The organism is Azospirillum melinis (assembly GCF_013340935.1).
Taxonomy (GTDB): domain Bacteria; phylum Pseudomonadota; class Alphaproteobacteria; order Azospirillales; family Azospirillaceae; genus Azospirillum; species Azospirillum melinis.
The window spans coordinates 1-24225 of the sequence record NZ_WHOS01000029.1; the positions used below are offsets into that span (position 1 = coordinate 1).

16 protein-coding genes are annotated in these 24225 nt (G+C 64.5%); 5 read left to right on the forward strand and 11 right to left on the reverse strand.

Translation table 11 applies throughout. The annotated features are described in order from the left end of the window. Positions 1 to 97 precede the first annotated feature (97 nt). From GBZ48_RS20580 to GBZ48_RS20595, 4 genes are all read left to right on the forward strand, one after another. Positions 98 to 532: a hypothetical protein gene (locus GBZ48_RS20580; RefSeq protein ID WP_246307346.1), complete on the forward strand. Its 435-nt coding sequence runs from the start codon at positions 98 to 100 to the stop codon at positions 530 to 532. Between the two features lie 271 nt (positions 533 to 803). Continuing rightward, positions 804 to 4307, forward strand: coding sequence for an indolepyruvate ferredoxin oxidoreductase family protein (locus tag GBZ48_RS20585; protein ID WP_174472713.1), 3504 nt, complete (start codon positions 804 to 806; stop codon positions 4305 to 4307). 469 nt (positions 4308 to 4776) lie between these two features. Then, positions 4777 to 6468: a methyl-accepting chemotaxis protein gene (locus GBZ48_RS20590; protein ID WP_174472714.1), complete on the forward strand. Its 1692-nt coding sequence runs from the start codon at positions 4777 to 4779 to the stop codon at positions 6466 to 6468. A gap of 358 nt (positions 6469 to 6826) precedes the next feature. Further along, positions 6827 to 8875, forward strand: a complete 2049-nt coding sequence (locus GBZ48_RS20595; RefSeq protein ID WP_174472715.1) for an ATP-binding protein — start codon at positions 6827 to 6829, stop codon at positions 8873 to 8875. Positions 8876 to 9001: 126 nt separating this feature from the next. On the opposite strand, the gene GBZ48_RS20600 is transcribed toward GBZ48_RS20595, so the two are convergent. From GBZ48_RS20600 to GBZ48_RS20615, 4 genes are all read right to left on the reverse strand, one after another. Next, on the reverse strand, positions 9002 to 9904 hold the full coding sequence (locus GBZ48_RS20600; RefSeq protein ID WP_174472716.1) for a transposase: 903 nt from the start codon (positions 9902 to 9904) through the stop codon (positions 9002 to 9004). A gap of 197 nt (positions 9905 to 10101) precedes the next feature. After that, positions 10102 to 10776, reverse strand: a complete 675-nt coding sequence (locus GBZ48_RS20605) for a HEPN domain-containing protein (RefSeq protein WP_174472717.1) — start codon at positions 10774 to 10776, stop codon at positions 10102 to 10104. Next, complete coding sequence (locus GBZ48_RS20610; protein ID WP_174472718.1) at positions 10767 to 11813, reverse strand: DUF262 domain-containing protein; 1047 nt, start codon at positions 11811 to 11813, stop codon at positions 10767 to 10769. Before GBZ48_RS20610 ends, GBZ48_RS20605 begins: the two co-directional genes overlap by 10 nt. 180 nt (positions 11814 to 11993) lie before the next feature. Beyond that, positions 11994 to 13895 (reverse strand): PAS-domain containing protein, encoded by a 1902-nt coding sequence (locus tag GBZ48_RS20615; RefSeq protein ID WP_343049612.1) that lies wholly within the window; start codon positions 13893 to 13895, stop codon positions 11994 to 11996. A 333-nt stretch (positions 13896 to 14228) separates the two neighbouring features. Here GBZ48_RS20615 and GBZ48_RS20620 point away from each other — a divergent pair, with 333 nt between their 5' ends. Next, on the forward strand, positions 14229 to 14693 hold the full coding sequence (locus GBZ48_RS20620; protein WP_246307348.1) for a hypothetical protein: 465 nt from the start codon (positions 14229 to 14231) through the stop codon (positions 14691 to 14693). Between the two features lie 57 nt (positions 14694 to 14750). Here GBZ48_RS20620 and GBZ48_RS20625 read toward each other — a convergent pair whose 3' ends face one another. The 7 genes from GBZ48_RS20625 to GBZ48_RS20655 form a co-directional block, all read right to left on the reverse strand. Next, positions 14751 to 17882 (reverse strand): efflux RND transporter permease subunit, encoded by a 3132-nt coding sequence (locus tag GBZ48_RS20625; protein WP_174472720.1) that lies wholly within the window; start codon positions 17880 to 17882, stop codon positions 14751 to 14753. Beyond that, positions 17879 to 19213 carry an efflux RND transporter periplasmic adaptor subunit gene (locus tag GBZ48_RS20630; protein ID WP_174472721.1) on the reverse strand — a complete coding sequence of 445 codons (1335 nt, stop codon included), beginning with the start codon at positions 19211 to 19213 and terminating at the stop codon, positions 17879 to 17881. The genes GBZ48_RS20625 and GBZ48_RS20630 overlap by 4 nt, the downstream gene beginning before the upstream one ends. 42 nt (positions 19214 to 19255) lie before the next feature. Further along, positions 19256 to 19864, reverse strand: coding sequence for a TetR/AcrR family transcriptional regulator (locus GBZ48_RS20635; RefSeq protein WP_098739613.1), 609 nt, complete (start codon positions 19862 to 19864; stop codon positions 19256 to 19258). Positions 19865 to 20105: 241 nt separating this feature from the next. Further along, on the reverse strand, positions 20106 to 21641 hold the full coding sequence (locus GBZ48_RS20640) for a BON domain-containing protein (protein ID WP_174472722.1): 1536 nt from the start codon (positions 21639 to 21641) through the stop codon (positions 20106 to 20108). Positions 21642 to 21907: 266 nt separating this feature from the next. Next, positions 21908 to 22309 carry a response regulator gene (locus GBZ48_RS20645; RefSeq protein ID WP_098739611.1) on the reverse strand — a complete coding sequence of 134 codons (402 nt, stop codon included), beginning with the start codon at positions 22307 to 22309 and terminating at the stop codon, positions 21908 to 21910. Positions 22310 to 22380: 71 nt separating this feature from the next. Further along, a complete protein-coding gene (locus GBZ48_RS20650) occupies positions 22381 to 22719 on the reverse strand; it encodes an STAS domain-containing protein (RefSeq protein WP_174472723.1) in 339 nt (112 codons plus the stop codon). Positions 22720 to 23296: 577 nt separating this feature from the next. Next, positions 23297 to 24082 (reverse strand): tetratricopeptide repeat protein, encoded by a 786-nt coding sequence (locus tag GBZ48_RS20655; RefSeq protein ID WP_246307349.1) that lies wholly within the window; start codon positions 24080 to 24082, stop codon positions 23297 to 23299. Between the last annotated feature and the right edge of the window lie 143 nt (positions 24083 to 24225).

Sequence of the window (24225 nt, forward strand, 5' to 3'; positions counted from 1 at the left end):
CGTTGCGGGAGGGGGTAGATGTGCCATACCGCTCACCGCAACGCCGCCCACGACACCGACGACCCCGGTGCCGCCGACCGCGGTTCCAGCCGCCGCCATGCCGCCCGACCGTAGTGCCGCCGCCATGCGCAGCGACGATCCCAAGCGGATGCGGATGCTGCTGGCGCTCGACAAGCTGGAGGCGGCAATCGAGCGGCCCGACCCGATCGGCAGCCGGCTGCGCCATGCCCTGTCGGATGTGCAGATCGCCACCGCCGGCGATTCCGCCGCGTCCTCGGTCGTCGCGTCGCTGTCCACCTGCGTGACCTGGGTGGAGCCGGACATCGAAGGCTATGTCGATGCGCTCCAGGCCCATGCCGCGGCCCTGCGCTGGCTGGCGGGATCGGACGGCGGCGCCCAGTCGATGGCGGTGGCGCTGTGTCTGATCCGCACCCTGCGGGCCAGTGTCCGCACGCTGGCCGCCCGCGGCCACAGCGACTTCGGCAACTGGCCGGACGGCGGCAGCCCGACCCCACCGGGCAAATCCCCCTGACGGGGCGCTGAGTCCCTCCCCATATCGTCTGAAGACGGTTCTGGGTGAGAGAGGGACGGAGAGGGAATTTCCGCAAGGCAGGGCATTCCATACGCTCCGTTACGGAAGACCGGCAGTTGCCGCGCCGTTCCTTGCTTTTTGCAGGACGCCCGGCCACAGCCGTTGCGATATAAGACAGCCTTCATTACCTTTTTGCCCAGCGAACAAATCGGTTCCCCAGCACTCCGTCCAGGAGTTTGCCAGGCTGCCGACCGATGGGAGGGAATGAAGAATGGCGCTCGCAACAGTGTCTCTCGAAGACAAGTACGCGCTCGAACAGGGCCGTGTTTACCTCACCGGCACACAGGCGCTGGTCCGCCTGCCGATGATGCAGCGCCAGCGCGACCTCGCCGCCGGGCTGAACACCGGCTGCTTCATTTCCGGCTATCGCGGCTCGCCGCTGGGCGGGTTCGACCAGAATCTGTGGAATGCCCGCAAGTTCCTGGAAAAGAACCACATCCAGTTTCAGCCCGGCGTGAACGAGGAACTGGGCGCCACCGCGGTCTGGGGCAGCCAGCAGGTCGGCATGTTCAAGGGCGCCAAATATGACGGCGTATTTGCCATGTGGTACGGCAAGGGCCCCGGCGTTGACCGCTCGGGCGACGTGTTCAAGCATGCCAACGCCGCCGGCACCTCTCGCCACGGCGGCGTGCTGGTGCTGACCGGCGACGACCACAACTGCAAGTCCTCCACCTTCCCGCACCAGTCCGAACACGCCTATATGCACTCGATGATTCCGGTGCTGAACCCGTCGGGGGTGCAGGAGATCCTGGATTACGGCCTGATCGGCTGGCAGATGAGCCGCTATTCCGGCTGCTGGATCGCGATGAAGACCATCGCCGAGACGGTGGACACCTCGGCGTCGGTCTACATCGACCCGCATCGCGTGGCACCGGTCATCCCCGCCGACTTCCCGATGCCGCCGGGCGGCCTGAACATCCGCTGGCCCGACCCGCCGCTGGAGCAGGAATACCGGCTGATGAAGCACAAGCTGTACGCCGCCCTGGCTTTCGCGCGTGCCAACAAGCTGGACCGGGTGGTGATGGAGAGCCCGCGTCCGCGCTTTGGCATCGTCACCACCGGCAAGAGCTATCTCGACGTCCGTCAGGCCTTCGACGAGCTCGGCATCAGCGAGGAGATGGCCGCCGACTGGGGCATCACCATCTACAAGGTCGGCATGCCCTGGCCGCTGGAGCGCGACGGCGTCCGCCACTTCGCCGAGGGTCTGGAAGAGATCGTCGTGGTCGAGGAAAAGCGCGCGGTCATCGAGAACCAGTTGAAGGAACAGCTGTACAACTGGAACCCCGACGTCCGCCCGAAGGTGGTCGGCAAGTTCGACGAGCAGGGCGAGTGGATCCTGCCCAGCGCCGGCGAGCTGACCCCGGCGCAGATCGCCGTGGTGATCGGCCGCCGCCTGCAGCGCTTCATCGAGAACGAGAACCTCGCCCGCCGCATCGCCTTCCTCGATGCGCAGGAGAAGCAGAAGGCCCATGTGGCGCGCGTGGTGCGCAAGCCGACCTTCTGCTCGGGCTGCCCGCACAACACCTCCACCGTCGTGCCGGAGGGCAGCCGGGCGCTGGGCGGCATCGGCTGCCATTACATGGCGACGTGGCTCGACCGCTCGACCGACACCTTCACCCAGATGGGCGGCGAGGGCGTGCCGTGGGTCGGCCAGGCCGCCTTCACCGAGGAAAAGCACATCTTCGCCAATCTGGGCGACGGCACCTATTTCCATTCCGGCATCCTGGCGATCCGTCAGGCCATCGCCGCCAAGGTGAACATCACCTACAAGATCCTGTTCAACGACGCCGTCGCCATGACCGGCGGCCAGCCCTTTGACGGCTCGCTGACCGTGCAGTCCATCGCCCATGTGCTGCGGGCGGAGGGCGTGCAGCGCATCACCGTCGTCAGCGACGAGCCGGAGAAGTACGGCATCGGCAACGGCCTGCCGCAATTCACCACCGTCGAGCATCGCGACGACCTCGACCGCGTGCAGAAGGAGATGCGCGAGGTCCCCGGCGTCAGCGTCCTGATTTATGACCAGACCTGCGCCACCGAGAAGCGCCGCCGCCGCAAGCGCGGCAAGATGGTCGACCCGGCCAAGCGCGTGGTGATCAACGAGCTGGTCTGCGAAGGCTGCGGCGACTGCTCTGCCAAGTCGTCCTGCGTGTCGGTTATCCCGCAGGAGACCGAATTCGGCCGCAAGCGCCAGATCGACCAGTCCAGTTGCAACAAGGACTATTCCTGCACCAAGGGCTTCTGCCCCAGCTTCGTGACGGTGGAAGGCGGGTCCTTGCGCAAGCCGAAGCCGGCAGCAGCGAAGTCGGCCGACGCCACCGCCCTGCCCACCCCGGTCGTTCCGGCCTTCGACAAGACCTGGAGCCTGTATGTCACCGGCGTCGGCGGCACCGGCGTCGTCACCATCGGCGCGCTGCTGGGCATGGCCGCCCACATCGAGGGCAAGGGCGTCGGCGTGCTCGACATGACCGGGCTGGCGCAGAAGGGGGGCGCCGTCACCAGCCACATCCGCATCGCCAACACGCCGGAGGACATCCATTCCGTCCGCATCGCCGCCGGCGGGGCCGATGCGGTGCTGGGCTGCGATCTGATCGTCGCGGCGGCGGGCGACGGCCTGTCAAAGATGACCGCCGGCCGCACGCGGGCCGTCATCAACACCCATGACAGCATCACCGCCGACTTTATCAAGAAGCCGGACATGGTGATCCCGGTCCGCGATCTGGTCGGCGACATCCGCAAGGCCTGCGGCGGCGAAGCGAATGTCGATGCCTTCGACGCGACGAAGCTCGCCACCGCGCTGCTGGGCGACAGCCTCTACGCCAACCCGTTCCTGATGGGCTATGCTTGGCAGAAGGGGCTGATCCCGCTGAGCGAGGAGTCGATCCTGAAGGCCATCGAGCTGAACGGCGTGTCGGTGAAGCTGAACCTCGACGCCTTCCAGTGGGGCCGCCGCGCCGCCGTCGATCTGGCTGCGGTGGAGGCCGCCGCGAAGCCGCAGGAAGTGGCGCAGGCCGCGCAGTCGCTGCTGCTCGACCAGCGCCGTCCGTCCGGCAGCCTGGACGAGGTGATCGAGCGCCGCCACCGCTTCCTGGTCGATTACCAGGATGCCGCCTATGCCGCCCGCTTCCACGCTCTGGTCGACTGGACCCGCCGGACGGAACAGCAGAAGATCCCAGGCTCAACCACGCTGACCGAGGCGGTCGCCCGCGCCCACTTCAAGCTGATGGCCTACAAGGACGAGTATGAGGTGGCGCGGCTCTACACCGACAGCGGCTTCGTCGAGAATGTCCAGCGCATGTTCGAGGGCGACTGGAAGCTGACCTTCCACATGGCCCCGCCGGTGATGGGCGAGGCCGAAGCGGATGGGGCTGAGCCGAAGAAGAAGAGCTTCGGGCCGTGGATGCTGCCGGTGCTGCGCCTGCTGGCCAAGGGCAAGCGCCTGCGCGGTACCCGGCTCGACCCGTTCGGCCGCACCGCCGAGCGGCGCCAGGAGCGCCAGCTGATTGCCGACTATGAGGCGGTGGTGGGCGAACTGCTGAACGGCCTGACCCGCGAGAAGCTCGAACTGGCGGTGAAAATCGCCAAGCTGCCGATGGAGATGCGCGGCTACGGCCCGGTGAAGGTCCGCAACGTCACGGCGGCGAAGGCAAAGGAGGCCAAGCTGCTGGCCGACTTCCGCGCCCCGGTCGCCACCCCGCAGCCGCTGGCGGCGGAGTGAGGCTGGCCGGGTGACCGGTTGAACCATCGATAACGGCGCCCTTCCCAATCGCGGGAAGGGCCCGCCGCCTCTGTCCAAGCCCATGGGAGCCGGTGGGGCTGGTGGATCGCATGCCATCTGTCGGCTTGGAGGCAAGCCACAATCAGAGAAACCGACGGAATCGGCCTATCCGAGCAGTGGCTCTTTCATTGCCCCATGAACAGGCAACCAAAGTCTCATAGCGAAGGCGACGGATTTTGTTCATGTTAACTCCGCGAGCAGCACCGCAATCCCATTTCAGAAACGTCACAAGCACCGCAGACAAGTGACGAATTGTGGCGCAATCGTTAAATAGTCCCCAAATTTCTGGACGGAATTCGGTGCCGCAAGGCTAATCCAGACTGAATTCGCTGCAACTTGGCTTGACGGGGTCATACGCATACGGCCGTATGATGATGGGAATATCCCCCTGCCAAAGATGAGCCGGCCCATGGGCACCCTGCTAACCCGCATCAGCATCAGCCGCAAAATCTCCGCCATCGTTATCCTGATGGCGCTGATCGCGTCCGTAATCGGCACCATCGGGTTCCTCGCAATCCAGACTTTCGGCGGCAGGGTTGACGACATCCAGGTCCGCTCGCAGCGGGCGCTGCTTGCCGAACAGGTCAGCAGCCTGATCTACAAGACGGTGATGGACAGCCGCGGCCTCTATGCCGTCAAGTCGAAGGACGACGCGCAGCTGTTCAGCAAGGGGATCAGGGAGTCGACCGAATCGATCGGCAAGCGGATGGCGGACTGGGAACGTCTGCTGACGCCCGACCGCAAAGCCGACTTCCAGAAGATGACGGCCAGCGCCAACGAGTTCATCGCCATCCGCAACGAGGTCGCCCGGCTCGGCGTCGAGGTCTCTCCGGAGGCGGCGCAGAAGCACGGCGACACACCGGAAAGCCGCGCCGGTCGCACCGCGCTGGGCAAGGCCCTGGAGGCGGCGGCACAGCGGAACATGGACAGCATCCAGCAGGCGAACGACGAACTCGACGCCTTCAGCACCCACATGATCACCCTGATGCTTGTGGTCGGCATCGGCGGCATCGGCATGGCGGTCGCGGCCAGCGTCGCCGTGTCGCGCTCCGGCATCGTCAAGCCGATCACCGGTATCACCGGAACGATGTCCCGCCTCGCCGACGGCGACCTGTCGGTCGAGGTCGCGGGCAAGGACCGCGGCGACGAGATCGGCGGCATGGCCCGCGCGGTCGAGGTCTTCCGCCAGAACGCGCTGGACCGTGCACGGATGGCGGCGGCCGAGGAGGCGGAGCGGCTGGACAAGGAGCGGCGCACCGCCGCGGTGGAAAGGCTGGTCGCGGGCTTCGACAGCAGCATGTCTGGCATCCTGCGCACCGTCAGCGCCGCCGCCACCGAACTGGACGCCACCGCGCAGAGCATGTCCCACACCGCCGAACAGACCAACAGCCAGGCCGCCAGCACGGCAGCGGCGGCGGAACAGGCCTCCGTCAACGTGCAGACGGTGGCGTCGGCAACCGACGAGCTGACGGCGTCGATCTCGGAAATCAGCGCGCAGGTCTCGCGCTCCACCACCATCGCCGCCCAGGCGGTCGGCGAGGCACAGGCCACCAACCGGCAGGTCCAGGGGCTGGTCGAGGCGGCCCAGCGAATCGGCGACGTGGTGAAGCTGATCACCGATATCGCCAGCCAGACCAATCTGCTGGCGCTGAACGCCACCATCGAGGCGGCCCGCGCCGGTGAGGCCGGCAAGGGTTTCGCCGTGGTGGCCAGCGAGGTGAAGAACCTCGCCACCCAGACCGCCAAGGCGACGGAGGAAATCGCCGGCCAGATCCAGGCGATGCAGCAGGCGACCGGCGAAGCCGCGAACGCCATCACCGGGATCGGCGGCACCATCACCGTAATCAACGAGATCGCCACCTCCATCGCGTCGGCCATCGAGGAACAGGGGGCCGCCACCGGCGAGATCGCCCGCAACGTCCAGGAGGCGGCGCGGGGAACCGAAGTGGTGACCGCGAACATCGCCGAGGTCAGCCAGGGCGCCACCCAGACCGGCAGCGCGGCGACCCAGGTGCTGGGAGCCGCAGGTGAACTGTCGCGGCAGTCCGAACAGATGAAGGCCGAGGTCGAGCGCTTCCTGGCCGGTATCCGCGCGGCGTGAGGACAGTGCGGAGGACGGGAGAATGGACCCGCATCCTCCACCGCCGATGGGACCGGTGGGTAAAAACGCCCCCCGCCTTAAAAAGAGGGCAGCTTCGGCTGCCCTTCCGCTTCGATAAGTGGAATGGTCGGAGCCGCCCCCCAGTAGCTCTGCGGTTGTAAATCTCTGCGCAGCGTTTTCCCAGGACTGCGCCATTGCATGGGACGTCTGTCCCAACCCATATTTTGCCGGGGGATTATCCTTTTCGCATATTTAATACGTCGAGTTGCTCTCGAGCGCCTGCCGGCCGATAGAACAGGGCGCCGGAGCTTGCGGGGCCGGCCGGACGAGGGAGAGTTGGGTGGCGGAACAGCGGTTGATGTCCGATGAGTCGGACCGGAGCGAGGACCGGTATCGCGCTCTGTTTAACACTCTCGACGACGGCTTCTGCATCATCGAGTTCATCGAGGATGCCGAGGGCACCCTTACCGATTACATCCACATCGAGGCCAACGACGGGTACGAGCGCCAGACCGGCATCCGCAACATCGTCGGCATGGCGGTGCGCGATCTGGCACCGGCCGAGGCGGATGGCTGGATCGAGCTGTACGGCAATGTCCTGCGCACCGGCGAGCCGATCAGATTCGAGCGCCAATTTGCACTGGTGGAGCGCTATATCGAAGTGTCGGCGGCAAGGCTGGAGCCGGCCAGCCTGCGCCAGGTCTCCGTCCTGTTCCGCGACATCACCGCGCGGCGCCGCGCCGAAGAAGCCCTGCGCGTCAGCGAGGCGCTGGCACGGGAGAATGTGCAGCGCGTCCAGCTGGCCCTGGCGGCCGGCGCCATCATCGGCACCTGGATTTGGGAAATCCCCGGCAACCGCTTCACCGTCGACAAGCCCTTCGCCGAAGCCTTCGGCCTCGATCCGTCGCTGGGCCGTGACGGGCTGAGCCTTGAGCAGGTGATCGTCAACGTCCATCCCGACGACAAGCCGGGGCTGGTCATCGCGGTGGAAGACGCCCTCGCCCGCGGCGGCGCTTATGCCCACCAGTACCGGGTGAAGCGGGCGGACGGAAATTACTATTGGATCGAGGCCAACGGACGGGTCGAGCTTGGGCCGGACGGCAAGGCGCTGAGCTTCCCCGGCGTGCTGATGGATGTCCAGGAACGCCGCGCGGTGGAGGCCGAGCGCGACCGGGCGGCGGCGGCTTTGCGCGCGTTGAACGAAACACTGGAGCAGCGCGTCGCCGAGCGCACAGCCGAGTTGATGCGCGCCGAGGAGCAGCTGCGCCAGTCGCAGAAAATGGAAGCGGTCGGGCAGCTGACCGGCGGGCTGGCGCATGACTTCAACAACCTGCTGGCCGGCATCTCGGGCGCCCTGGAACGCATCGCCGCCCGCGTCGATCAGGGCCGCGTCAACGAGCTGGACAAGTTCATCATCGCCGCCCAGGGCGCGGTGCGGCGCGCGGCGGCGCTGACCCACCGGCTGCTCGCCTTCTCCCGCCAGCAGACGCTGGCGCCGAAGGCGGTCAACGCCAACCGGCTGGTCGGCGGCATGCTGGAGCTGATCCAGCGCACGGTGGGACCGGGCATCCAGGTGGAGATGGTCGGCATGTCCGGGCTGTGGGCGACGATGGTCGACCCGTCGCAGCTGGAAAACTCGTTGCTGAACCTGTGCATCAACGCCCGCGACGCCATGCCGGGCGGCGGCCGGATCACCATCGAGACCGGAAACCGCTGGATCGACCGCGAGGGCGCGCGGCAGCAGGACATGCAGGAGGGCCAGTATGTCTCGCTCTGCGTATCGGACAACGGCACCGGCATGACGCCGGACGTGATCGAGAAGGCCTTCGACCCCTTCTTCACCACCAAGCCCATCGGCCAGGGCACCGGACTGGGGCTGTCGATGATCTACGGCTTCGCCAAGCAGTCCGGCGGCCATGTGAAAATCTATTCAGAGGTCGGCGAGGGCACCATGGTGTGCCTGTATTTGCCCCGCCACCGCGGCGAGGCGGCGGAGGAAGAAATTCGCGACGAGCTGGCCACGACCCAGCCGGCACGGCAAGGCGAGACCGTTCTGGTGGTGGACGACGAGCCGAGCCTGCGCCTGATGGTGATGGATTTGCTGAGCGACCTGGGCTATGCGGCAATTGAGGCGGCGGACGGCGCCGCCGGCCTGCGGGTTCTGCAATCGGATGCGCGCATCGATCTGGTGGTGACCGACGTCGGCCTGCCGGGCGGCATGAACGGCCGCCAGATGATCGATCTGGCCCGCGTCGGCCGTCCAAAGCTGAAGACACTGTTCATCACCGGCTTCGCCGAGAACGCGCTGCTGAACAACGGCCAGCTCGAACCGGGCATGTCGGTGCTGACCAAGCCCTTCGCCATGGATGTGCTGGCCGCAAGGATCAGGGAACTGATCGCGGGGTGAAGCAGCAATTGTCGAGATAACGGCTTGCTTTTACCCAATCGAGAACCTAATATATCAAAATATTAATACATAATAGATAAATATTCAATTGATATAGAGTTAGAGTGCCTTGCTCTGTCGAAAGCCTCAGGCGGAAATACCAAGGAGAACAAGGCGGTTGACGTTGTAGACGACGCCTCTGAGCAGCGCCTGAGACCGTTGCGTGAAGTCGGTGCGGGCGGATAGAGCCTCGCCCCACCTCCGCTTCGCGACGGACATGACGGTTTCGACCTTCCAACGCTGCCGGTAAGCACGCTTGCTGGCAGCATCCCCTGGGTCATTGAGCAGTCGGTGCATCTCCTGCCGGTATGGGGTGGTTGCGATGACCTTGGCCGAGCGCCGCTTCTTCGCTGGGATGAGGGAGTGGACGCCCAATGTCTCACGGCAGAAGCGATGATTGGCCTCGCTGTCGTATCCGGCATCCGCGATTACCTCGTCGAAGGCCATCACCGCAGAGGCGTCAGTCGCCAGCGGGACCAGATCGGGGAAATCGCCCGCTGGTCCTGGACGAACCCGTTGCGCCAAGAGCATCTGCGGGCCCACCCACATCGCCAACGCCCACTTCAGCCATCCACGCTGGCCACGCTCGCGTTTGGCCCGCCACTCGAAATACTGTGAGGTATGGCTGAGCCAGAGCCCCGTGCTGTCCAGGGCAACCTGGCACCGCTGGCCATCGCGCTTGACCCGGCGCACGGTCTCCGCCAAAGGCGACGCCACCAGTTCGGCGCTGAGCCAACGGCGGGCGAACCACCAGAATGTGGAGTGGTCGGGGACGCTCAGGAAGCCGAACAGGCGCCGAAGTTGACCTGAGATCCGCAAGAGGTCCTCCAAGCCGCGATAGTTCAGGCGGAGATGCTCTTTCACCAGCAGAGCGGCAAACAGGCTGGAAGGCCGATAGGCAGGGCGGGCGTACTTGCTCAGAAGTACGGGGAGCGCGCGGCGCGCCACAGCATGGGCCAGCCGCGCAAAGCACAGCAGATGATTTTCCATGATACCCGGCAGATGGGCATCACACCGTCAGACCGCGAGGCTTTCGACAGAGCAAGAGTGCCTATCAAAACCCCGGTCTGACACGCTGAAGCAGTTTATATACCTCGATCCCAGACCAGTTCTAATTTGCATTCTTATTATCTGACGAACAATCATTCTCCTTTCTTGCGAAGACTTAGCGGATTATAATTTTTGTTTTAAGCAATTTTCTTTAAGTACAATCTTTCTTCGCACTGATTTGAAATAACTGCATGAAACCGCGTTATTTCTTTGTCAGCAATTTCGTAAACCCTCCTAAGTTCGGGGTATTTAAATCGCTCACCAGCGGTAGCAGCGGATTCACGGCCATGTGCAACTGCATTGCGCCGTTCTCTGAGATTGTTCAGCCTTCCAAGAGAAGATTTATCAATTTGATAGTTTCCAATACCAAAATATCTTGTAACATCAATTAAAGTTGCTCCATCAACGTTCATCAACATTTTTGCTATCGGATTACTCCTCACGAATATTTTGTTTTCACTGTTAATCTCTGTGAATAAGTCATAAGATTTCTCAAAAAGATTATCTCCCGAGCATGATCGCAAAGATTGAATCAAAGAATGATGAAATACCGTAAAAATAGCTGGATCGCACAAAGCGCTTGATGCACTATGGGAATTTATTTCCGATAGTGCCTCCTCAACAATGGCGTTAGTTGCACGCTCAAACGATCCGTACAAAGCAACCAGAAAGAGACCTTTCAAGGCATTTTGTGGAGATGTTATTTCTACAACTTTCCCCGCATCCGTAGATTCAAGATGATTTAAAAGCTGCAGTGTTTCAGTGAAATGCTGTCTTATTTCCAAATACGATTGTTGCAATATCATTTGCATATAGCCTCTCGAACTATATCGATCCGCTTGATTAGCTTAAGATTACTATTAGTTGCGCCAGTTGTGTATTTTTTTAGTTCTTGATCATCAAGAACTTCTAGAAGTGCATTTTTATTGATCTTTTGGCCAGATTTGATAGCATCAGCGACACCGACGGAAACAGCTTCAAACAACACAAGTGGAGTAGTGTTAGGTCTGTCACGACGAACTACACCATTTGGAAGCGCCTCAGACATGACTTTAAGCGTCTTGTCAAAGATATTTTTTAGCTGCTCACGGTTCCTAAAGTGCTTTGTTTTATCCTCCATGTAATCGTTAAGAAACCTCTTTACAGAGTGCTGGAATTCTGAACGTTCTTCAAAATATGCGAAGAATTTTAAGACAAGCTCCTCAATATTTCCCCTTCCCTGCCTATCAGATCGGCGGACAAGTTGATCCAATCTTTGATCACTTGCGCATTGTTTTAGGAAATCATTAAATTTTCCCTGAAATACGCAATTTCGGATTTCTTGTTCATGCAGAACAATCCCTCCAGTATTGAGCCTTTCAAACAGGTCAAATCTAACCTGAAAATCGCTCAAATCATTAAGTACGGTAATTCTAATGGGCCTAGTAAGAAAGCTGAGCTTTAACGTATCCGGAAGTTCTTCAAAAGAAAATTTATTCAAAGACTTTACCTTTTCTATTCCCGAAATCGTTAGAGTTTCTTGCGAAATATCGGTAATTCCAGAACGAAAAACTGGCCTAACAAAATTTATCAACGTTGTTACACGCTGCAACCCATCAATTACCTCCCAAGTTGAGTCGTCATTAGTTGCCATAAAAAGGCTAGGTATAGGAATTCCTAGAAAAATTGACTCTATAAGATTTGATTGACGAACATCATCCCAAACGAAATGCCTTTGATAAGCAGGAGCAACATGGATCTGCCCTTCTGCAACCATATCTACTAGTTGTTTTACTGTAATGTCATAGGTATCAAAGCCAACAGTTCTACGCTGCTCACGTATCTCTGCCGCAATTTTTGTCACAGACATGAGTTCCCCTCATTTTACTTCAGAAAGCTCGGAAATTTCCTATTGAAATTTCAAGTAAGCAATAAAAGAACTCTCAATAGGTTGATTGGCATTGAGGTTGTGTAGGATTCACCCCCTTACTCTTTGATATATTATATCTATATACGGATTTGAACTAAAATTGGAAGTGAGCTGAGACTCCTATCCCACCGGAAAGCGCAGCAGGAACCGCGTCCCCTTATCCCCGCCATCCTCCAGCGCGATGCTGCCGCGCATCGTGCCGGTCATGATGTTGGCGCAGATGCTGAGGCCCAGACCGCTGGCACCCATGCCGCGCTTAGTGGTGAAGAAAGGTTCGAAGATGCGGGGGCGGATGTCGGCGGGGATGCCCTTGCCGTCGTCGGCATAGTGCATCTCGATCCAGCCGGCCGGTTGCTCGCGGGCGGAAAGCAGAATGCGGCCGGCCTCGCCCTCGTCATAGGCATGGACCAGGGCATTGATGATCAAGTTGGACAGCACCTGCGCGAAGGACCCGGGATAGCCGTCCACGATCAGGCCGGCGGGAATGTCGAGATCCACCGTCACCCGGGTGCGGCGCAGGCGGGGGCGCAGGCTCAGCAGCACTTCGTCGACATAGGCGGCGAGGTCGAAGGGGCGGCGCTCGCCGCTCGCTTGGTCGGAGGCGACCTGCTTGAAGCTCTGGATCAGGCCGGTGGCGCGCTCGACGTTCGACAGGATCATCCGCGTCGATTCCCAGGCGACGTCCAGGAAGTCCTGGAAATCGCTGCGCCGGATGCGATTCTCCTCGAACAGAGCGCGGATGCGGCCGACCTCCTCGCCCAGATGGGAAATGGCGGTCAGGGTGACGCCGATGGGGGTGTTCACCTCATGCGCGACGCCGGCGACCAGTTGGGCCAGCGAAGACAGCTTCTCCGCCTGGATCAGGCTGGCCTGGGCATCACGCAGTTCGGCCTCCGCCCGCTTGCGCGCGGTGATGTCCAGCGCCACCGTGACGATATGGGTGACCTCGCCCTCCTCGTCGGTCAGCGGCATCTTGGTGGTCAGCCAATCGCGCGTCGCGCCGTCGCCGTCGGGCGCGCGGTCCTCGTGGAAAGGAACACCCTGGCTGCTGTCCACCACCAGCCGGTCAAGCGCCGCGGCTCGGTCGGCCGCGGGCCCCGGCGGCGGGGCGGCGGCAGGACCGTAGGTTTCGCGGTAGAAGCGATTGGTCAGCCGCACCGTGCCGTCGCGTTCCTTCACGTCGATCAGCGCCGGGATGGCGTCGATCACCCCGGTCAGGATTTCGCGACTCTGGCGCAGCGCCTCGTCTGCGATGACACGGTCGGTGATGTCGGTGAAAGTCCGCACCTGCCCGCCGTCCGGCAGCGGCACCACCCGCACCTCGATAAAGCGGCCGTCGCCCTGGGGGCGGGCATAGACGAACTCCCGCTCCGGCCGGCCCAGGCGGTCCATCAGATACCTGGTCTTGGCATCCAGATCGTCGCCGAAATCGGGGGCACCCGCCGGCATGGAGACCAAGCCTGAGGAGATCTGGTGGCGCACGATGTCGGACAGCGCCGGCTTGCTGCACATCACCTCCTCCGACACGCCGAGGATGTCCAGCGCATGGCGGTTCCAGGCGATATAGCGCAGGTCGCGGTCCAGCAGGACGATGCCCTGCCCCATATTCTCCAGCGTCAGGCGCAGCATGTGGCGCTGCGTCGCGAGGTCGTCCTCCGCCCGGCGGCGCTCGGTCACGTCGGAGTAGGTGCGTACGAACCCGCCGGCGGAGGTGCGGCGGGTCCGCACCTCCAGCACGCGGCCGTCGGGGCGGCGGTGCTCATAGAGCGGCGGATCGGCCCGGCGTGTCCGTTCCAGATGACTGGCCGCGAGGACATCGGGGTCGCCAGGACCATACTCGCCACGGCGGGCGAGGTAACGGACCATGCGGGCATAGTCGTCGCCGGGCATATAGCCCATCGGCACGTCGAACATCTCGTAGAGCCGGGGGTTGATCACGCGGACCCTGAGGTCGGCATCGACCAGCATCACGCCCTGGTCCATCTGTTCCAGCGCCAGCACGGCAAGATCGTCGCCGCTCACGGGCTCCGGTCCGGGAGCGGCAGCCGCAGGGGACTGGTTCGTCGGGAGGTCGGGGATCCGGGCTGGCAAGGTCGGCGCGCCATCCTTCGTTACGCGTGTCCACAATCGAACGTCCCACTGTAACAGCCGCGCCCAATCCTGCCGAGCTTTCGTCTGCGCTACGGCGTCGCAACCATGCGACATTTGTGGGACATTTTAAGCATTTCGGAACCTTTGCCGCACTAGTCTGTTTCGGGTGGCGACAGGTTTGTGCAAGATCGTCCGATGAGCGATACTGTGCTGTCCTGCATTTCGCTCACCCCGCGTTTCCTGCTCCCGTGAGGTAACCGCCCCTTGTCCGGACTGGCCGCCCTTCCCGCACCGACCAGCGCGATGCCCAGTTCGGGCCTTGCGAAGCTGCGTCAGATGCTGGCGAGTGATGCCTCGGCAGTCCAGCCGATCCGCCGCATTCCTGGTGATGAGGAACGCAAGCGCGGTAAGGAAGGCACCGAGGCGACCGGCGACGCCCTGCAGGGCAGCGGCCGCGCCGACGGAGAGTCGACGGCAACACGGACGCGGACGGCTGCCGGTTCATCCGGTGGATTTACCATCGGCGGTGCGGCAGACGGCGCCGGCCCGGTCAACGGCGGCCCGGTTCCGCTGACAGCATTGTCCAACGCCGGCTATGTCGCCCAGAGCATCCATCAGGAAGCGATGGGCAGCGGCCTGACCATCGAACCCTGGTCCGAAGCCATCGACGCCTACCGCCGCGCCGATGCCGGGGTGAACACGCCGATGGTCACGCAGATCGCGGTTTAAGGCCGTGGCGTGAACTCCCCTCTCCCGGCGGGCGGGAGAGGGAAAACTCCTCGGAACTCAATCGTCGCCACCCGCCGGCATCGGGCCATGCGGGGGGCCGTGCGGGATGTCCGCCTTCCGGCTGCGGAACAGGTTGCTCATGAAGTGACCGAAATCCTCCATGTAAAGGTAGAGCGACGGCGTGATATAGAGCGTCAACACCTGCGACACGCACAGGCCGCCGACCACGGCGAGACCCAGCGGCTGGCGCAGTTCGGCCGCCGCGCCATGGGCGATGGCGATGGGCAGGGTGCCCATGATCGCCGCCATCGTCGTCATGATGATCGGGCGGAAGCGCAGCAGGCAGGCCTGCTCGATGGCGTCGCGCGCCGACATGCCGTTGCGCCGGGCGTCCACCGCGAAGTCGATCATCATGATCGCGTTCTTCTTCACGATGCCGATCAGCATCAGGATGCCGATGATGGCGATGACGCTGAGTTCGACGTCGAACAGCATCAGCGTGGCCAGCGCGCCGATGGCCGCCGATGGCAGGCCGGACAGGATGGTCAGCGGGTGGATGAAGCTCTCGTACAGCACGCCCAGCACGATGTAGATCACCAGCACCGCAGCGGAGAGCAGCAGCGCCTGACCGGCCTGGGCATCTTGGAACACCTGGGCGGTACCTGCGAAGCCGGTGGTGATGGTGGGCGGCAGGCCCATCTCGCGCTCCGACGCGCGGATCAGATCGACCGCCTGCCCCAGCGAGGCGCCGGGCGCCAGGTTGAAGGACAGGGTGACGGCCGGAAGCTGGCCCTGGTGGTTGACCGCCAGCGGCCCGGCGGTGCGCTCCACCCGCGCAAAGGCGTCGAGCGGAACCAGCTTGCCGGTGGTGGTGGAGCGGACATAGATGCGCGACAGCGAGCTGTCGTCGCCCTGGTATTTCGGCTCCAGTTCGATCAGCACCTGATAGTCGTTACTGGGCGTGTAGATGGTCGAGACCTGCCGCTGGCCGAAGGCGCTGTAGAGGGTCGAGCGCACCTGATCGACGCCAAGGCCCAGCGTGGCCGCCTTCTCGCGGTCGATGTGGACATAGGCCTGCGGGTTGTTGAGCTGAAGGTCGCTGGTGACGTCCTGCAGGATCGGAATGCCGCGCAGCGTTTGCTCCAGCCGGCCCGACCACTGGTACAGCTCGTCGAGGTCGAGGCCCTGAATGGTGTACTGGTAGAGGCTCTTGGACGAACGGCCGCCGATGCGCAGGTTCTGCACCGGCTGCATGTAGACGGCCATGCCGGGGATGCCGTTGACCTGCCGGCGAATCTGCTGGATCACCTCGGTCGCCGACGGACGTTCGTCGCGCGGCTTCAGGGTGATGAACATGCGGCCCTGGTTGCCGGTGCTGCCGCCGACGCCGACGGAGGAGATGACGTCCACCACCGCCGGATTGGCCTTGATGATGGCGGCGACCTGCTGCTGCCGCTCCGCCATCGACGGGAAGGCGATGTCGGCCCGCGCCTCGGTCGTCACCTGGATCTGGCCGATGTCCTCGGTCGGGAAGAAGCCCTTTGGGATCGCCTGGTAGAGCAGCGCCGTACCGATGACGGTGCCGATCATCACCAGCCCCATCAGCGGGCGGTGGCGCAGGGTCCAGCGCAGCGTGCGGGCATAGCCGTTCAGCACCGCGGAGAAGCCGCCCTCCAGCATGCGGCCGAACCAGCCTTCCTTCTGGTCGTGGGCATGGGTGAGGAAGCGCGAGCACATCATCGGAGTCAGCGTCAGCGACACGAAGGCCGATGCGCCGATGGACATGGTGACGACCAGGGCGAACTCGTGGAACAACCGCCCGACCACGCCGCCCATCAGCAGGATCGGGATGAAGACCGCGACCAGCGACAGGGTGATCGACAGGATGGTGAAACCGATCTCGCGAGAGCCCTTGATGGCGGCCTCGAACGGCTTCATCCCCTCTTCGACGTAGCGGACGATGTTCTCCATCATGACGATGGCGTCGTCCACCACGAGGCCGACCGCCAGCGTCAGTGCCATCAGCGAGATGTTGTCGACGGAGAAGCCCAGCAGATGCATGCCGCCGGCCGTCGCGATCAGTGAGATCGGCACGGCCAGCGCCGGGATCAGCGTCGCCGACAGCCGGCGCAGGAACAGGAAGATCACCATGACGACCAGCACGATGGTCAGGCCCAGCGTGAACTGCACGTCCTCCACCGCCTGACGGATCGATTCGGAGCGGTCATTGACCACTTGGATGGCGGCGGCGGCGGGAAGCTGGGTCTGGAAGACCGGGACCAGCTCGCGCACGCGGTCGACCACGTCGACGGTGTTGGCGTCGGGCTGGCGCTGGACCGCCAGCATGATGCTGCGGGTGCCGTTCAGCCAGCTGGCGGTGCGGTCGTTCTCGACGCTGTCCAGCACCTGCGCCACGTCGCCCAGGCGGACGGGCGCGCTGTTGCGGTAGGCGACGATCAGCTGGCGGAAGGCGGCGGCGTCGGGAAGCTGCGGGTTGGCTGCGATCACCAGCTGCTGCTGCTGGCCGGTCAGCGTGCCGACCGGCGTGTTGGCGTTGGCGGCGGCCAGCGCCTTCTGCAACTCGTCGATGCCGATGCCGCGCAGCGCCAGCGCGTTGGGGTTGACCTGGACCCGGACCGCGTATTTCTGCGAACCGTAGATCTGCACCTGGGCCACGCCCGGCAAGGTGGCGACCTTGGGCTGGATCAGCGTTTCGGCAATATCATTCAGCTGCGCCAGCGGCAGGGTCGGCGAATTCAGCGACAGGAACAGGATCGGCTGGTCGGCCGGATTGACCTTGCGGTAGCTGGGCGGGGTCGTCATCTCCGCCGGCAGCCGGCGCTGGGTGCGGGCGATGGCCGCCTGCACGTCGGCCGCCGCCGCATCGATATCGCGTTCCAGCACGAACTGGATGGTGATGCTGGTATTGCCGAGCGTGCTGTTCGACGTGATGGTGTCGATGCCGGCGATGGTCGAGAACTCGCGCTCCAGCGGGCTGGCGACCGACGCCGCCATCGTCTCCGGCGAGGCGCCCGGCAGGGTGGCGGTGACGCTGACCACCGGGAAATCCACCCGCGGCAACGCCGCGGTGGGCAGCTGGCGGTAGGCCGCCAGACCGCTCAGCACCAGGGCCGCCGTCAGGAGAATGGTCATCACCGGACGGCGGATGCAGAGTTCGGAGAGGTTCACGTGGCACCCCCGGTGCTCTTGCCCTCGGCGGACTGGCCGCTGACCGCCCCATTGGTCGATCCATTGGTCGCTGCGCTGCGGGCGGCAGCGTCCTGGGTGGCAGAGCCCTGCTGGCGCCCACCCTCGGCAGTCTCGCCGCCCCCGGTGGAGCCGGTTGGGGCGGCGGGCTTGCCGCCGGCCTTCTCGGTGATCCTGGCGCCGGGGAACAGGCGCGACTGGCCGTCGACCACCACCCGCTCGCCCGCCTTCAGGCCGGAGGCGACGACGCTGAGGCCGCCATGGCTGCGCTCGACGGTGACCGGGCGGACCTCAACCGTCTCATCGGCCTTGACGACATAGACGAAGCGGCCCTTCTGGCCGGTCTGGACGGCGAGGTCGGCGATGGTCAGGGCGTTCTGCTCGACACGCAGGGTCAGGACGGTGTCGACGAACTGGCCGGGCCACAGTCGGGTGTCGGCGTTCGGAAACTCGCCTTTGACCAGAATGGTGCCGGTCTGCTGGTCGACCTGGCTGTCGACGAAGGACAGCTTGCCCTCGGCCTTCTCGCCATGGCCCCCGGCGATGGTGGCGGTCACGGGAAGCGAGCCGCTGGCCATCGCGGCGCGGATCGCCGGCAGATGCTTTTCCGGGACATTGAAGGAGACGTTGATCGGGCGCAGCTGTGTCAGGGTGACCAGCGGGTTGGTGTCGGCGGCGCGGACCATCGTGCCGACCTTGGCGGCGACGGTGCCGGTGCGGCCGTCCATCGGGGCGGTGATGCGGGTGAAGCTGAGCGAGACCTTCGCCGCCTCGATGGCCGCGAGGTCGGCCTTCACCGTGCCCTCCAGCGCGTCGGCGGTGGCGACGGCGGCGTCATAGGTGGTGCGGGAGATGGCGCTGGTCCGCACCAGCTCGGCATAGCGCTTCACATCGCCCTTGGCCTTTTCCAGATTGGCGCGGTCGCGCTCCAGATTGGCCTGGGCCTGACGCAGCTGGGCATCGAGCGACCGGCTGTCGAGGGTGAAGAGGGTGTCGCCGGTCTTCACCTCCTGCCCTTCGGTGAAGTTGACGGTTTCCACCGCGCTGTCGACGCGGGCCTTGATGGCGATGGCGGCGATGGGCTGGACGCTGCCGATGGTGACGATCTGTTCGGGCACGGCCTGAACCGCCACCGTCTGCGTCACCACGGGAACCGTCCGGCCGGCACCGGCCGGCGCCGCCTTGGACTGCGGCTTCTGGCCGTCCGCCGCCGCCGTCCTGCCATCCGCCCCGGCATTGTGGGTCGCATACCAATAGTACCCGCCGCCGCCGATCACAGCGGCCAGCAGCAGGACCAGGAAAAACCGTCTCATCCGATGGGACTCCAAACGCCGGAGCCAGGGGCCGGCACAGGCTTAGATAAAGGGGGGCAGATTGGTGATGCCGGACATCAGGATATCGATGACGGAGCGCTCCAGCGCCTCGCGCGGGCGTTCGCCCAGCTGCATGATGCCGCCGCGGACCATACCGATGATCAGCAGCGGCACGACCTCCAGGTCGATCTTGCGGAACTCGCCGGACGCCATGCCGTCGGCCAGCACCTGCTGCAATGCGGTGGCGGTGCGCTGGCTGCGGCGGCGCAGGATGCGGCGGGTGCGGTCGGCCAGATCGGACTGGTCGCCGCCCAGCAGCTTCAGCGTCTGCAACTGCTCGCTCAAGGTGTCGACCAATGCCGAGACCATGGCGGACAGCCGGACCGATGCCGGCACCTGCTGCGGCGCCAGCTCGGCGTTCAGCTTGTGCTCCAGCCCGCCCAACGCGCGTTCCAGCGATTCCAGATACAGCTCTTCCTTTGAGGGGAAGTAGCGATAGAGCGTGGCTTTGCCCACGCCGGCCCGTTTCGCCACCTCTTCCACCTGGACCGAGGCATAGTCGCGGCCGGCGAAAAGCTCCGCCGCGGCGTTGAGGATCACCTCGCGCCGCCGAGCGCGCCAGTCGGGTATCTCTTCCGCATCAAGAGGCATGAATGGAACTCACGGGTTTCAAAAACTGACGATAGTCGAGATCCTTAGAGTGTCAAGGAACCTGTTTCCAATAAAAATGAATTCGGCGTCATGTGGGGGAACTGTTTCCTTTCCATGACCGGATCGAGCGGATTGACGGTGCATAAAACGTAAAAAGGCGCGAAGCCCGACCTGCCCAGGGGGGAATTACCTGGGAGGCCGGGCTTCGCGCCCATTCAATTTATGGCGGTGAAACGGGGCGTCAGCTCCGCGTGTTGGTGGTGCGGCCGATGCCGGTCGAGCCGGTCACGCCGGTGGTCGAGCCTGCCATCGAACCGGTGCCCGCCGATGCGCCGGCCGGGCCGCCGCTGGTTCCGGCGCCGGTGCCGGTGACCGACGGGCTGCTGGAACCGGTGTTGCTGCCGGTGCCGACGCCAAGGCCGGCGGCAGTGCCGGCGCCGGTGGTGTCGGAACCCTGGAGACCGCTGTTGTCGGCCCTCATTGACGAGGAGGTGCCACCGGGAGTCGAGCCGGTGCCGGCGCTCGCCATCGCCGAAGCGCCGGCGCCGGTGGAACTGCCCCAGGTGGAGCCGCCCTGGCTTCCGGTCTGCGTACGGACGCGCAGGTTGTTCTGCACATGCGACACGCCGGAGACGGATTCGGCGACATCCTCGGCCCGGCGCTTGGTGCTGCGATCGGGAACCATGCCGCTCAGCGTCACCTCGCCGCCGCTGACCGCCACCTCGATGTCGGAGGCGTCGATGTAGGCGTCGTCGGTCAGCCGGTCGCTGACATCCTCGCGCACGCGCTCGTCGGAACGGCTGTAGCCGCGCGGGCCACGGCCGCGATGCTGGGAGGCACGCGCCTGGTCCTCGTGACGGCGGCGTTCCGCATCGTCGTCGCCGAACCAGGAAGCGATCTCGTCGCCGGCCTGTTCCCAGAAGCCGCGCTGTTCACCCCGGCCGCGGTCCTCGCCATAGCCGCGGCCTTCCTGGCTGCGGTACATGGCGCCGCGGTCCTCGCCCCAGGATCGGTTGCGGTAATCGTCGCGGTCGTAGCCCGCCCCGTAGCTGGTGGAGGAACTGCCGCCGAGATCGCGCCGGCTCCAGTCGCCGCGGTTCCAATCGCCACGGTCGCGGCCGGATTCGTAACCGCCGCCATAACCGCTGGATTGGGGACCGTAAGTGTGGGACCCGTAATCGCGGTTGCGGTGGTCGCTGCCTCCAGAGCTGCGGTCGCCGTAATTCCGCTCGCCATAGGGGCGGACGCCATAGTCGCGGTCACGGTAACCGGCGCTACCGACGTCGCGGCTGGTGTAGTTGCCTTCGGTTCCGGCATTGCCGGCCCCGGCATAACCGCCATAGCCGCTGGAGCCCGACCGGCCGCCATAGCCGGCACCATAGCCGCCGCGGTTCATGTCGCGCCCGCCACCGAGGTTGCGATCATAGACCCGCTCCATCTCGCGGGAATTGTCGCGGCGGTCGTCGTCATAGTGGGAATCGCGGCTGTAACCGCCCGATTCGTTGCCGACTCGCCCGCCATAGCCGGCGTCGCGATAATCGCGGCCCTGCTCGTCCTGATGGCGGTGGGCCTGGGTGCGATACATGCTCTCGTGCTGGCGGCTGTCGTCCCCGCTCTGGGACCGGCTCCAGTCCCCTCCCTGTTCACGGCTCCGGTCCTGGCCGTAGACGCCGGTGCGGCTCGGCCCCTCGCCCCAGTCGCGGTGCCGGTTGGGTTCACGGTCCTCGTCGCGCCAGTCGCGGCCCTCGCCTCGCCACCGATTCTCGTACTGCGCCATCGTGGTCGACTCCCTCTTTTCAGGATTCTTGATTGGGCGGGCAGCGTCACGCATGGCGTCGCCACGCCCGTCTGTCCCGAACAACAGGGGCGGTCAAACGGCGTTCCGGAAATTCAGCGGCCGGTGACAGGGAAAATGGAGAGTTCTGGCACGGGGCTTGCGAAGGGAACCGCGGTTGGTTCCACGCATCACTTACGGCTTCGGCGCTTCATGCACCGAAGCCGTTTTCTTTTGCGCCCTTTTATTGGGCAGACACTTCAATCTGCTTAATTCGGCAGCGACTGGTCGAGCAAACGGGCAACCGCGGCCCCCAACTCCTCGTTGAGGAACGGCTTGTAGATGATCTCATCCGCATTGAACATGCGGGTCATCTTCAGCAGATAGCCGGCCGGCATGTTGGGCGCGCCGCCGGACATGGCGAGGATCTTCACGTCCGGCTGGGTGCTGCGGGCGGCCTTGATCAATTCGATCCCGTCCACCTCCGGCATCAGCACGTCGGTGACGATCAGGTCGAAACTGCGGCGATCGAGGGCGCGGATCGCCGCCCGTCCGTTCTCCGCCTCCGTCACGTCGAAACCGCGCCCCTCGAGATACCCGGCGACGGACAGCCGCACGGCCGGCGAATCCTCGACGACCAGGATGTTGGGGCGATTGGCACTTCCCATCATGCACCCGGTTCCTTTTGGGAACCGCCTTATCGAAAAGCCGGCCGCGGCCGGCGGAAGTCTACGCGCGCCCCTCACCCACCCATTGCCGCGACGGCCGCAGCCGCATCGGCATGGATCTGGAACAGGGACGAAAATCCGCTGACATCGAACATCTCGCGGATATTCGGCGCCATCGTGGACAGGACGATCGAGCCGCGCTTCGCCCGGGCCGCCTTGGCGGCGACCAGCAGGGACCGAAGCCCGGCCGAACTGATGTAGGCAAGCTGGGCCATATCGACAACGATCCGCGTGCCCTCATCGCCGATGGCGGACATCAGAACGCGTTCGAATTCGCCTGTGCTGCCGCTGTCGATGCGTCCGACCGGGTGCAGCACCGTGACGCCATTCTCTGTTCGCTCGGCAATGTGCATACCCGGCTCCCGCCACATCCTTCCAGGCCCCTGGTTATAGCATGTCGGCAGAGTGCCGACGATGCCTTCGCAGTGCGGCAGGAACCGCGCTCATCGCGCCTCCCGCTGCGGCCCGCACGGCGCGTACCAGCGCCGCGGGGGCCACCAGGCGGACGGTCAAGCCGTCCGGCAGGTCGGCGGCCAGCGCATCCAAGCGGACGGCGGCCACCGCGCGCGCAGCACCGCCATCCAGGGGAATGGCGCCATATGGTGGGGTTGCGGGAGGCAGGATGCTCATGACTGCCCAGGAGAGAGCGGCGTCGGATGACACGAAATTCGTCTCCGAAACGCATCATGGCCATGCCTCCTGCGGCCGGACCGTGGGCGCCGCCGGGCCGAGCGCGCTGCCCAGCCTCCTGGCACGGCGCCGTCATGAAACGCCGATGCATCAACCACGGGCCGCCCAAAGCTCCAGCGTCATCCGACGGGTGTCCCTTCGCAGGATGCCACCCGTCAGATGAACCGCGATTCCGCCAGAGCTTGCAAAGGGTTTTCCAGCTTGTACTGATATAACGGGCCGGCGGCCATCCGGGCGGCCTCAGCCGGGCGGCATTGCGCCGGCATGGGCGCTCTGCATGGGGATTTCCTGCATGCGGCGCTGCTCTGGGCGCCATGGCGCTGCGTCGTCCTCATCCTCCGCGGCGTCCGGCCAGTCGAGGGACAGGTCCGGGCGCAGGTCGGGGATGACGGTTTGCCGCAGCTCGGCCAGGGCCACCAGCGCGTCGCGGTCGCCGGCCGCTGCCGCCGCCTGAAGCCAAAGGGCGGCTTCGGCCGGATCGCGGGCGGCGCCGACTCCCTCGCGCAGGCACAGGCCGAGGCGGTATTGCGCGGCAGGATGTCCCTGTTCGGCAGCGGCACGCAGCCAGCGCACCGCTTCGGCTTCGTCACGGTCGACCCCGCGGCCATCGAGCAGCAGCAGGGCGAGGTTGACCTGGGCGGGGGCGGAGTGCTGGAGCGCGGCAAGCCGGTACCACAGCGCCGCCTTGGCCGGATCGCGGGCAACGCCGGCGCCATGTTCGTGCATATAGCCCAGATTGTTCTGCGCACCGACATCGCCCTTTGCGGCGGCGCGGCGATACCAGGACACCGCCCGGCGTGGGTCGGGTGGCACGCCGATGCCGTTGGCGAGCAGGAAGGCCAGCATGGTCTGCGCCGCGACATGGCCCTGGCGGGCGGCGCGGCGGTACCAGGAAACGGAAGCGGCAACGTCAGCCGTCCGAACGGCCTCCGCCAGCCGGTATTGCGCGTCGCTGTCGCCCAGTTCGGCCTTCATCCGGGTCCAGAGCGTGGGCGTGGCAAGCATGGGCTTGGCAAGCATGGACATGGCGCCGGCACCTTCGTCGATTGTCCCCCCGGGGTTCCGTTCCACCAACACCGCGCGAACCGGCTTTATTCCGGTCGCCGCAGCGTTGTGGCCGAACCCCTCTGCCCGAGTCTGTCCCCCTGCCGCCGCCCGTTCAACCTCCC